This is a genomic window from Actinoallomurus sp. NPDC052274 (assembly GCF_040679475.1).
Taxonomy (GTDB): Bacteria; Actinomycetota; Actinomycetes; order Streptosporangiales; family Streptosporangiaceae; genus Actinoallomurus; species Actinoallomurus liliacearum.
The window spans coordinates 1-11,322 of sequence record NZ_JBFAUT010000085.1 but is presented as its reverse complement, the minus strand read 5'-3'; the positions used below and the strand labels follow the sequence as shown (position 1 = coordinate 11,322).

Here is an 11,322-nt window from a genome sequence, read left to right as displayed (position 1 = left end):
GTGGACGGGGGTCGGTACGGAAACCGGGACTTCGGCGGGTACCACGGGCCGGGGTCCGGACCGCAGCATAACCCGCCGCCGGGGCCGCCCCCGCAGCCCTCGGAGACGGGACAGAGCAGCTCGCTGGTGCGGCCGTACGCCGTCACCGGCGGCCGTACCAAGCCAAGGTACGACCTGCCCATCGAGGCGTTGATCTCGGCGGCGCCGTATCCCCGCCGGGACATCACCACCCTCACTCCTGAATACAAAGCCATCATCGATCTGTGCCGGAACTGGCGTTCGGTGGCGGAGGTGTCAGCGCTGCTGAGGTTGCCCCTCGGCGTCGCGCGTGTGCTCATCGCTGACATGGCACACGAAGGCCTGGTACGCGTGCACCAGTCCCCCTTCACCGAGGGACAGCCCGACCTCCAGCTGCTGGAAAGGGTTCTCGTTGGACTTCGCAAGCTCTAGTCCGGGCGCTTCGCCCGGCATGACCTCCGTAAAGATCATCGTGGGAGGTGGCTTCGGCGTCGGGAAGACGACCTTCGTCGGCTCGGTCTCAGAGATCATGCCGCTGACGACCGAGGCCGTGATGACTTCGGCCAGTACCGGGGTCGACGACCTGTCCGCGACGCCGGACAAGACGACCACGACCGTCGCCATGGACTTCGGCCGGGTCAGCCTCGACCAGGAACTCATCCTGTACCTGTTCGGGACGCCCGGTCAGCACCGGTTCTGGTTCATGTGGGACGACCTCGTGAAGGGTGCGATCGGCGCGGTCGTGCTGGTCGACACCCGCCGGCTGGCCGACGCCTTCCCTGCGGTGGACTACTTCGAGGAGTCCGGGCTGCCGTTCGTCGTCGGCATCAACGGCTTCGACGGCGTGTACAGCCACGGCATCGAAGACGTGCGCGAGGCGCTCACGATCGGGCCGCACGTCCCGATCGTGACGTGCGACGCGCGGAACCGCGAGTCGACCAAGGTGACGCTGATCACGCTCGTCGAGCACGCGCTGGCCATGCGCGCGCGCGGCGTGCCAATCAACCACTGAACCCGGTTGACGGCCGGATGACCGCGTGTTGCATCATGGTCGGACGTGACTGAAATCTCGACTTACACCTCCTACGTCGCCATCGGCGACAGCTTCACGGAGGGTCTGGAAGACCGGGCCCCGGCCGCGGGTTACCGCGGCTGGGCCGACCGGCTCGCCGAGCATCTGGCCGCCGCCGGGCCGGGGCTCCAGTACGCCAACCTGGCGGTGCGCGGCAGGCTGTTGCGGCAGATCGTCGACGAGCAGGTCCCCCGCGCGGTCGAGCTGCGGCCCGACCTGATCACGTTCGCGGGCGGGGGCAACGACCTGCTGCGCCCCGGAGCCGACCCGGACGCGCTCGCCGTGGTGTTCGACGGAGCCGTGCGCCGCCTGCGCGCCACCGGCGCCGAGGTGCTGGTGTTCACCGGTTTCGACACCCGTGACGTGCCGGTCCTGCGCCGGATCCGCGGCAAGGCGGCCATGTTCAACCTGCACCTGCGGGCCATCGCGGACCGGCACGACTGCCACCTCGTGGACCTGTGGTCGATGCGTCCGCTCCTCGACCCCCGGGCGTGGGCCGAGGACCGGCTGCACATGTCCCCGGAGGGGCACCGCCGGGTCGGGCTCGCCGCCTGCGAGGCGCTGGGCGTACCGGTGACGGGCGACTGGCGCGACCCGTGGCCGCCGGCCCCGTCCGTCGACTGGCTGACCTCGCGCCGGTCCGACCTGCGGTGGGCGCGCGCCTACCTCCTGCCCTGGATCCAGCGGCGGCTGCGGGGCCGGTCGTCGGGCGACGAGGTCGTCGCCAAGAGGCCGGACCTGCTGCCGCTCTGAGCCGTACATGTCCTTTAACGGGCGTCACTCTTGACGCGCGCTCCCGGGGATGAGACGACAACGTTGTCGTCTTAGTGGACCAAGTCTGGACGGTCGTCGCGACCGGACCGGACCGAAGGGGGCGCATGCGTCCGACCATGCGTGACGTCGCGCGGCAGGCCGGGGTGAGTCTCAAGACCGTCTCCCGCGTCGTCAACGGCGAGGTGGGCGTCCGCCCCGATACGGCGGAGAAGGTCAACGAGGCCATCTCGGCGCTGGGCTTCCGGCGCAACGACATCGCGCGCGTCCTGCGGGGCGGGAAGCGCACCCGCAGCCTCGGCCTGGTGATCAAGGACGTCGCCAACCCCTTCTACTCGCAGATCGCCCGCGGCGTGGAGGAGGTCGCCCGCCTCCACGACCTGTTCGTGATCTCCGGCTGCTCCGACGAGGACCCGGCCCGCGAGCGGCACCTCATCCGGTCCCTGTGCGAGCGCCGCGTCGACGGGCTCCTCGTCGTGCCGTCCGCCGCCGACCACCGCTACCTGATCCCCGAGCTGAAGATGGGCACCGCCGCGGTCTTCATGGACCGCCCGCCCGAGGAGGCCATCCGCGCCGACGTCGTCCTGATCGACAACGTCGGCGGGGCCCGCTCCGCCGTCGAGCACCTCATCGCGCACGGACACCGCCGCATCGCCTGCCTCGCCGACCTGCACGGCATCTTCACCGCACGGGAGCGCCGCCGGGGCTACGACGAGGCGCTCCACGCCCACGGCATCCCCGTCGACGAGTCGCTCGTCCGCCTCGGCCCGCACGACGTCGCCGGGGCGGAGGCCGCGACGGCCGAGCTGCTGGCCCTGGGCGACCCGCCGACCGCCGTGTTCACCGGCAACAACCGGCTGACCATCGGGGCGCTGCGCGCCATCCAGGCGGCCGGCACGAGAACGGCCCTCGTCGGCTTCGACGACTTCGAGCTCGCCGACATGCTGGCCACCCCCGTCACCGTCGTGGCGCACTACCCGGCCGAGATGAGCCGCCGCGCCGCCGAACTGCTGTGCCGCCGCATGGACGGCGAGGACCTGCCGCCGCAGCGCGTGCTGCTGCCGACCCGCCTCATCGTCCGTGGCTCGGGGGAGTCGCCGCCGCTCTGACCCAAGGGAAGGTGCACCGTTGACCGATCCACTACTGGAGGCACGGGGCGTCACCAAGCGCTTCGGCCACGTCCAGGCCCTGCGCGGGGCCGCCTTCACCGCCCATCCCGGCGAGGTCGTCGCCCTGATCGGCGACAACGGTGCGGGAAAGAGCACCCTGGTCAAGGCGCTGTCCGGCGCGCTGCGGCCGGACGCAGGCGAGATCCTCCTCGACGGTCGGCCCGTGGAGTTCGCCGGCCCGGTCGACGCGCAGCGGCGCGGCATCGAGACGGTCTACCAGGATCTCGCGCTCGCCCACGACCTCGACGCCGCCGCGAACCTGTTCCTCGGCCGCGAGGTGACCCGCTTCCCGCCGCTGCGCCTGCTCGACCGAGGGGCGATGCGCCGGCGGGCCGCCGAGGCGTTCGACGAGCTCGGCATCCGCCTGCCCGACATGTCCGCGCCGGTCCGGCAGCTCTCCGGCGGGCAGCGCCAGTGCGTCGCGGTGGCGCGGGCCGTCGCCTGGGCGTCGAAGGTGGTGTTCATGGACGAGCCGACGGCGGCCCTCGGCGTCGTGCAGCGGGCGCAGGTCCTCGACCTGATCCGCCGGGTCCGCGACCGGGGCGTCACCGTCGTGCTGATCAGCCACAACATGCCGGAGGTGCTGGCCGTCGCCGACCGCGTCGAGGTCCTGCGCCTCGGCCGCCGCGTCGCCCGCCTCACCGCCGCCGACACCACCGTGGAGGAACTCGTCTCCGCCATGACCGGCGGCCTGGACCAGGAGGACGCCGCGTGACCTCCATGACGGATTCATACGACCCGGCCGGAGGAGGCCGGGGGCGGGTCGCGGCGCTGCTGCGTAACAACACGCTGTGGACGCTGGCCGTCCTGGTGGTCCTGTTCCTGTTCTTCGCGGTGCTGAGGCCGGCGGAGTTCGCGACGACGTTCAACATCCGCAACGTCCTCACCGAGTCGGCGATCCTGCTCGTGCTCGCGGTCGGCATGACGTACGTCATCGTCACCGCCGGGATCGACCTGTCGGTCGGCTCGGTGCTGGTGTTCTCGGGCGTCGTGGCGGCCAAGACCATGGTCGCGCTCGGCGGTACGACGGCGGGCTGGGGCGGGATCCTCCTCGGGGCGCTCGCGGGCGTCGGCTGCGGCCTCGGCTGGGGCATCGTCAACGGCCTCCTGGTCGCCAAGGCCAAGATCCCCTCGCTCATCGCGACGCTCGGCACGCTGGGCGTCTCGCTCGGCCTCGCGCAGGTCATCACCAACGGCAGCGACGTCAACCGGATCCCGGCCAAGCTGTCCAATGTGATCGGCTTCGGGCTCGTGGCCGGGGTGCCCTGGCTGGTGATCATCGCCGGGCTGATCGCGGTGCTGTTCGGGCTGCTGCTCGCGCTGTCGCGGTTCGGCCGGCACACGTACGCCATCGGCTCCAACGCCGAGGCGTCGCGGCGGGTCGGCATCAAGGTGGACCGGCACCTGATCAAGGTGTACGCGCTGTCGGGTCTGCTGTCCGGAGTCGCCGGGGTGCTGTCGCTGGCGCACTACAGCACCACCACGATCGCCAGCCACACCTCCGACAACCTCGGCGCGATCGCCGCGGTCGTCATCGGCGGGGCCAGCCTGTTCGGCGGTGTCGGCGGCATCGGCGGGACGGTGGTCGGCGTACTGATCCCCGGCGTCCTGCGCAACGGTCTCATCATCCTCGGGGCACAGCGGTTCTGGCTCGACGTGGCGGTCGGAGCCGTACTGGTCGTCGCCGTCTACTTCGACCAGTTGCGCCGTCGGGCGCGAGAACGCGAATAGAGGGAGGAACGTCGTTGAACAGGTACATCCTCGTGGCATCGGTGCTCGCGCTGGCCGTGACCGGGGCCTGCTCGGACTCCTCGTCCGGCGGCTCGTCGAGCGGTCCCAAGAAGATCACCCTCATCCAGGGCATCGCGAACGAGCCGTTCTACATCTCCATGTACTGCGGCGCCAAGGAAGAGGCGGCCAAGCAGGGCGTCCAGCTCAGCGTCCAGGCGCCCGCGCAGTGGGACGTCGCCCAGCAGACGCAGGTCGTCACCTCCGTCGCCGCCTCCCGGCCCAAGGCGGTGCTGATCGCCCCCGTCGACAAGGACGCGATGGCCGGCCCGGTCCGCCAGCTCGCCGGCAACGGCAGCAAGGTGATCTTCGTGGACACCGATCTGTCCGACCAGTCGCTCGGCCTGTCGCGGATCTCCTCGGACAACCGCCTCGGCGGGCGACTGGCCGCCCAGACGCTGGCCAAGCAGATCGGCGACAAGGGCAAGGTCGTCGTGCTGGCTCCCAAGAAGGGCATCGCGACGACCGACGACCGGGTCGCGGGGTTCAAGGAGGAGATCGCGAAGCATCCGAACATCAAGCTCGTCTCGGAGCAGTACCCCGGCGACGACGCGGGCAAGGCCACGGAGATCATGAACGGTGAGCTGTCCAAGAACCCGGACCTGGCCGGGATCTTCGCCGCCAACCTCGTCACGGGGGAGGGCGCCGGAGCCGCGCTCAAGCAGGCCAAGAAGACCGGCACGGTCAAGCTGATCGAGTTCGACGCCAGCCCCAAGCAGGTCGAGGACCTGCGGGCCGGCACGATCCAGGCGCTGATCAGCCAGGAACCGCTGGACATCGGCCGCCAGGGCATCGACCAGGCCGTCGCCGCCCTGAACGGCAAGCCGGTGACCAAGCAGATCAAGACCCAGCTCGTGGCGGTCACCAAGGACAACGTGGACCAGCCCGACGTCGCCAAGTACCTGTACAAGCAGAACTGCTGACCCCGGCCTCGGTCCGGCACGGCGGAGACCCCCGGCGCGTGACCACCGAGGGTCTCCGGGCGGACCGGACCGAGCCGTGGACCGGACCGCCGGACCGGCCGTCACGCTGCCACCGGTGCATGTTTTCCGCGGCGGGGCGGAGTCATCGCCCGGCCGAAGGCCGTACGACCAGGACAACGACGCGGCGCTGGCCAACGCTCCCGTACCGTCAGCCGTGGCGCCGGCGGCGGACGGCGTACGCCACGGTGACGGCGGCCAGCAGCGGCCCCCAGGCGATGAGCGGCAGGTAGCAGAGCTCGAGGATCAGGCGCTTGGCGCCGTGCGGCATCTCCGGATCGTCCGACGGGAAGCCGGAGATGAGCCGTGTCCAGATCACCATCAACGCGACCGAGCCCAGCGCGGCCGGCACGATCGCCGCGAGCGGATGGACCCGCCGTCCCCGGAGGAACGGCACCCACCGCGGCCAGATCTCGCCCCACGGCCGGACCAGGCCCATGCCGAGGAACGCGACCGTTTCGGAGGCGGCGGTCAACGCGATGACGTACGGCAGCATGTACGACGGCCCGTGCCGGGGATCCAGGGAGCCGGTGAACCCGGCCGGCAGGCCGAGTCCGAACAGGATCCGCCAGATCCCCGACGGAAGCGCGCACCACATCGTCGCCTGCGCGGCCCAGTCGGCCCAGCGCGGCACCGGCCCTCGGGTCTCACCGGTGGCCGCGCCTGCCTGTCGCACGTCGACGGCGGTCATCGCGTGCTGCCGGTGGTCTGACGACCGGCGGTGGACCGGGGCTCGCCCGACCCGGTCGCCAGCATGGCTCCGGCGATCAGGGCCGCCAGCGCGGCCACCGCCAACAGCTTGATCTTCAGCTTCTTGCTCACTGCGGGTTCTCCGATCCGGAAGGTCGACCGGACCACGATCCCGCCCGCGCGGCCTCGGAGACCTCCCCCCGGAGAGGGACGATCCTCCCCTGGAGGGACCGTTCACAGGCCGGCCCCTGGTGCCTGCCGCCGGTAGGAGGCAGCAGGCACCAGGGGCCGGCTCGATCGGTGTTCCGCCCGGATCAGCGGTAGTCGATCCTCGTCGCGGTGCCGACCGGCCGGGCGGGGACGGTGACCGTCAACGTCCCTCGTCCGCCGTCGTACGTCCAGTTCCCCTGGGGCACCGGTCTGCCGTCGACCCGTACGGCCGTCGGCCGTGTCGCGGTGGAGAAGACGGCCGTCCACTGCCGCCGCGCCACCTGGCCGGGGAACCGGCCGCGCGCCGGGCCGATGAGCAGGGCGTGGTCGCCGCCGCGCTCGGTGTACCGGAGCGTGGTCGCCGCCGAGGCGTGCGGGTCGGTCGAGTGCCCGTCGTCCTCGTACAGCGCGAACGAGCCGTCGGCGCCGCCGGCGACGTTCACCGTGACCTTGGACAGCGGGTTCTGCACGTCGTTGGTCACGTCGTCCGTACGCGTCGGCAGGATCCCGCCCGCCTTGACGAAGACCGGCATCGAGTTCCAGTCGGTCGTGACGTCCCGCGTGGCGGGGCCGCTGTAGGTCTTCCCGGTGAAGTAGTCGGTCCACTGCCCGGGCGGGAACCACACCGACGTGGTGGCGGTGGCGCCGGGCGAGGTGGCCGGGGCCACCAGCACGTCGGAGCCGTAGAAGTACTCCCGGGCCGCCGCGTCGTAGGCGCCCTGCTCGTCCGGGTACTCCAGGTACGTGGCCCGGACGACCGGCACGCCGGTGTCGGCGGCCTCCTTGGCCAGCGTGTAGGTGTAGGGGACGAGGTTCTCGCGGAGGTTGAGGAACCTCTCGGCCGCGACGCGGGCCTGGTCGCCGTACTGCCACGGCAGCCGGGCACTGTGGTTGCTGTGGAGTCGCAGGATCGGCTGGAACGCCGCCATCTGCACCCACCGGACGTACAGGTCGTCGGCGAGCTTCGATGGGCCGTTGAACCCGCCGATGTCGTGGCTGACCGCCGACAGGCCGGTGGCGGCGGACTCGCCCGGCGTGTAGCCGACCTCGTACTTCAGGGTGTCCCAGCTCGAGGTGGTGTCCCCGGTGAAGTGCACCGTCGTGCGCTTGTCCGCCCACGGGCCGGTCGGCACCGGGGCCTGACCGCTGTAGCCCGAGGCCTGCAGAGAGCTGTACGCCCGGGAGAAGGCGAACCCTCGTCCGACGCGCTTGGCGGTGTCGTCGGCGTACTGCTGGTTGATCCACGCGTCGGGCGTGACGCCGGCCAGCGAGGACTGAGAGCCATCACAGCACCAGTCCAGCCACCACAGGTCGTTGCCCTGCTGCTCCGTCTTCTTGTGCGCGCCGAAGTAGGCCGCGAGCTGGTCCGGGTCGCCCCAGTCGAACGTGTAGCAGGTCTGCCCGGAGGGCGCCTGGCAGTTCGAGGGCGTCAGCTTGTTCTTGGCCGTGGCCTGCGCCTGCGCGTAGGCCGGGTCGCCGCTCTCGATGCTCGGGTGGATGTTCAGCGCGCTGTGCAGTCCCTGCGCGTGCTCCCAGGCGAAGAACGCCGCCGGGTCCGGGAACCTGTTGCTGTCGATCTGCCAGCCGTTCCAGTCGGTGGGCGCCTTGTAGTCCGTGTCGGTGACCAGGACGTCCAGCGGGACGCCCTCGGAGCGGAACTTCGGCAGGAGGTCGTTTCGGTAGTCGGCGGCGGTGAAGTCGTAGTACTCGGAGAACCAGATGCCGTACGCCCACCGGGGCAACAGCACGGATGGCCCGGTCAGCGTCTTCAGGTCGGCGAGGCCCCGCTTGTAGTCCTGGCCGTACCCGAAGAGGTAGCCGTCCTGGTAGGGCTTGCCGTCGTGGCCGGGCCGCGCGTGGACCGTCCGGGTCGCGGGGTCGAACACGGCCGAGGGCGTGTCGTCGAGCAGGTACCACCCGTCGCGGTAGAGCAGGCCGGGCGTGGTGACCGCGCTGCCGTTGACGCCGTCGAGGCCGCGCCGGTACCCGCCGAGGGGGCTGTGCGCCGGCAGCACCGCCGAGGAGGCCGGGGCGACGGCGACGGTGTCGAGGTTGACGTGGCAGCTGTCCGCCATCGGGCAGCCGAGCGCGATCGTGTCGGTGCCCTTGGTCAGGGTCACCGGGATGACGGCCGTCGACCAGCTGTCCCAGTCGGCCGTCGGGGCGAGGTTCGCCGTCGTGGCCGTTCCGCCGTTCACCGCCGTCGAGATGGTCCGGGAGGTTCCGCCGCCGTTCGAGTAGCGGACCTGCAGCCCGTACGAGCCGTTGGCGGGGACGTTCCGCACCGTGACGGTGTCGGACGTGCCCGCCCGCTCCAGCCCGGCGACGAACCCGTCACCGGAGTGGCCGTTGTGGTCGGCGGCGAGCTTCGCACCGCCGGCGAGTACGCCGGCCTCGGCCTCGCACACGGTGCCGTAGTCGCAGGCGGTCGATGGCACCGTCGTCGGGTACGGCGCGCCGGGCGCCGTCAGCGCCAGGCTGTCGATGTTCACGTCGCCCGAGTCGTTCGCGGTCCGGGAGATCACGAGCGTGTGCCGGCCGGCGGACAGGTGCAGGCCCGGCGCGGAGGTGAACGCCCAGGTGTCCCAGTTCGCGGTGGTCGGCATCGTCAGCGTCGCGGGCGTTCCGCCGTCGACGGCGGCGCTCAGCGTACGGGTCGTGATCTTCCCGTCGCCGCCTTGGTTGTTGGCGTAGCGCAGGCGCAGGTCATAGGTGCCGTCCTTGGGCACCTCGAGCGTGTAGGCGAGCGACGTGCCGGTGCTCTCGAACCCGGCGGCGAACCCGGTGCCGGTGAACCCGGCGTGGTCCGAGGCGACGCTCACCCCCTGGAGCAGGCCCCGCTCCGCCTCGCAGAGGGTGTCGGTGGCACAGGTGGCCGCTCCGGGGAAGGTCGGGTGCGCGATCACCTTCTGGTCGGCGGCGCGCACCTGCACGGAGACGTTGTCCGCGGTGAACGGGCCGGAGCCGACCTTGTACCGCAGGGTCAGCCGCCCGGTGTCGATGGTCAGCCAGCCGCCCGCGACCTTCTTGGTGTACGGCGTCCGCCCGAAGCCGTCGCGCCCGACGGCGTTGAACGTCGCCGCGTCGGTGAACGCGCCGTCGCCGGCGTACTCCATCCGGATCAGCGTCGGGGACAGCACTTCGAAACGGGCGTCGCCCGACCGGACCGCGTGCCGATCGGCCCGCTGCCCGGCGGCGGACGCGGTGGCGGGCTGCGAACCGGCGACCACCAGCCCGGCCACTCCGGCCAGCGCGAGACCGGATTTGACCGTCTTTGATCCGGGGCCGGTCCGCCGGCGCATGTGCCGCCGACGAACCCTGACATTACGCAAAGAGGGGAGGAGGCTCACGTCAATGGACTATGAGCCTGAATGATCAGATTCGTCAATAGATGGTCGAAATCGGTCACCGTGCCGCGGTGACCGTGCGCCTCAGGGGTGTGTCGCGGTGACCCAGTCCGAGCGCTCGAGGACGTAGACGCGAACGTCTTCGTCGTACGGGCCGATGATGTCGTCGTGGTGGCGCATGCCGATCTTGCGCATGATGTTGCCGGACGCGTGGTTGGCGGGCTGGTAGCGGGCGACCAGCCGGGCGGCGCCGTGGTCGGTGAACGCCTCGTCGCGGATGACGGCCGCCGCCTCGGTGGCGATGCCCTTCCCCCAGTGCCGCGGATCCACCCACCATCCGATCTCGATGGCCGGCTCATCGACTCCCGGCAGGGGCCTGGGGAGACGGTTCAACGCGGCGACTCCGACCAGCGATTCGTCGCCCGGCTCACGAAGGAGGATCCCGCGCCAGCCGAACCCGTGCTCCCGCCAGTGCGCCAGGATCTCGCCGTGCCGCGCGACCGCGCGCTCTTGCTCCCACGGCCGGCCGTCGCCCAGGTAGCGGCTGACGCGCGGATCCGCGCTGAGCCGGCAGAAGTCTTCCTCGAAACGGGGGTCCCAGGGCGGGAGGATGAGTCGCTCGGTGGTCAGCGTCCGCATCGCCCCACGGTAAACCGCCGTCACCCCGGCCGTCAGCCGTGTTCGACGCGGTCCGCGAGCCTGTGTCGCCTCGACGGCGGCGATCGTCAGGCCCGGACGCCCTGAGGTACGCCGTTCCCCGCGTCGGCGGTCGCCGGCACCGAGACGGCGGCGCGGATGAAGGCGGCGACCGCCGGCGAGCGGGCGTCCTGCGGCCACGCGACGGCCAGTGTGGCGGGCTCGAGATCGCTGACCGGCCGGTAGGCGATCCCGGGCAGCGGGTAACGGCGCGTCACCCAGGCCGGGAGGAAGCAGATCATCTGTCCCAGCTCGACCAGCCGGAAGATCTGGGTGATGTCCGAGGGCGGCCGGCGGGCTCCGGCCGTCAGCTCGCGGGGCGCCGTCCGCGGCCGCGTGGGGCCGCTCTCGCCGGAGCGAACGTACGGCCGCGGCGGCCCGTCCGCCGCGACGAGGGTGCCGTCCGGGAGGCTCCGGCCGGCCAGGTCCGCCAGCCGCAGGGACGAGCGGGCGGCGAGGGGATCGATCGCCGCGAGGGCGGCCAGGCAGGGCCACGCCGAGACGCCGCTCTTGTTGGCCGATGGCCTGACTGACGCGGGCCTGGGACACGTGGAGTCGTTCGGCGGTGCGGCCGAAGTGCA

The 11,322-nt window shown here is 71.5% G+C and carries 12 protein-coding genes; 7 read left to right on the top strand and 5 right to left on the bottom strand.

The window, feature by feature from the left end:
* The 7 genes from AB0K82_RS40900 (at position 1) to AB0K82_RS40870 (ending at position 5,741) form a co-directional block, all read left to right on the top strand.
* Complete coding sequence (locus AB0K82_RS40900; RefSeq protein ID WP_364407999.1) at positions 1–450, top strand: DUF742 domain-containing protein; 450 nt, start codon at positions 1–3, stop codon at positions 448–450.
* Positions 451–469: 19 nt separating this feature from the next.
* On the top strand, positions 470–1,030 hold the full coding sequence (locus tag AB0K82_RS40895; RefSeq protein ID WP_364408050.1) for an ATP/GTP-binding protein: 561 nt from the start codon (positions 470–472) through the stop codon (positions 1,028–1,030).
* 45 nt (positions 1,031–1,075) lie between these two features.
* The gene (locus AB0K82_RS40890) at positions 1,076–1,843 is read left to right on the top strand and encodes an SGNH/GDSL hydrolase family protein (RefSeq protein ID WP_364407996.1); all 768 of its coding nucleotides are present in this window, start codon (positions 1,076–1,078) and stop codon (positions 1,841–1,843) included.
* A gap of 125 nt (positions 1,844–1,968) precedes the next feature.
* A complete protein-coding gene (locus AB0K82_RS40885) occupies positions 1,969–2,970 on the top strand; it encodes a LacI family DNA-binding transcriptional regulator (protein ID WP_364407994.1) in 1,002 nt (333 codons plus the stop codon).
* A 19-nt stretch (positions 2,971–2,989) separates the two neighbouring features.
* Positions 2,990–3,745: an ATP-binding cassette domain-containing protein gene (locus AB0K82_RS40880; protein ID WP_364407991.1), complete on the top strand. Its 756-nt coding sequence runs from the start codon at positions 2,990–2,992 to the stop codon at positions 3,743–3,745.
* A gap of 5 nt (positions 3,746–3,750) precedes the next feature.
* Positions 3,751–4,761: an ABC transporter permease gene (locus tag AB0K82_RS40875; protein ID WP_364408047.1), complete on the top strand. Its 1,011-nt coding sequence runs from the start codon at positions 3,751–3,753 to the stop codon at positions 4,759–4,761.
* Positions 4,762–4,775: 14 nt separating this feature from the next.
* The gene (locus AB0K82_RS40870; protein WP_364407988.1) at positions 4,776–5,741 is read left to right on the top strand and encodes an ABC transporter substrate-binding protein; all 966 of its coding nucleotides are present in this window, start codon (positions 4,776–4,778) and stop codon (positions 5,739–5,741) included.
* 208 nt (positions 5,742–5,949) lie between these two features.
* Here the strand turns inward: AB0K82_RS40870 and AB0K82_RS40865 are convergent, their stop codons facing one another.
* The 5 genes from AB0K82_RS40865 to AB0K82_RS40845 form a co-directional block, all read right to left on the bottom strand.
* Entirely contained in the window at positions 5,950–6,474 is a 525-nt protein-coding gene (locus AB0K82_RS40865; protein WP_364407985.1) for a hypothetical protein, read from the bottom strand.
* 11 nt (positions 6,475–6,485) lie between these two features.
* Complete coding sequence (locus AB0K82_RS40860) at positions 6,486–6,620, bottom strand: hypothetical protein (RefSeq protein WP_364407982.1); 135 nt, start codon at positions 6,618–6,620, stop codon at positions 6,486–6,488.
* 182 nt (positions 6,621–6,802) lie between these two features.
* Positions 6,803–10,000: a TIM-barrel domain-containing protein gene (locus AB0K82_RS40855; RefSeq protein WP_364407980.1), complete on the bottom strand. Its 3,198-nt coding sequence runs from the start codon at positions 9,998–10,000 to the stop codon at positions 6,803–6,805.
* A 129-nt stretch (positions 10,001–10,129) separates the two neighbouring features.
* Entirely contained in the window at positions 10,130–10,684 is a 555-nt protein-coding gene (locus tag AB0K82_RS40850; protein WP_364408044.1) for a GNAT family protein, read from the bottom strand.
* A gap of 86 nt (positions 10,685–10,770) precedes the next feature.
* Positions 10,771–11,019, bottom strand: coding sequence for a LysR substrate-binding domain-containing protein (locus tag AB0K82_RS40845; RefSeq protein ID WP_364408042.1), 249 nt, complete (start codon positions 11,017–11,019; stop codon positions 10,771–10,773).
* Positions 11,020–11,322 lie beyond the last annotated feature (303 nt).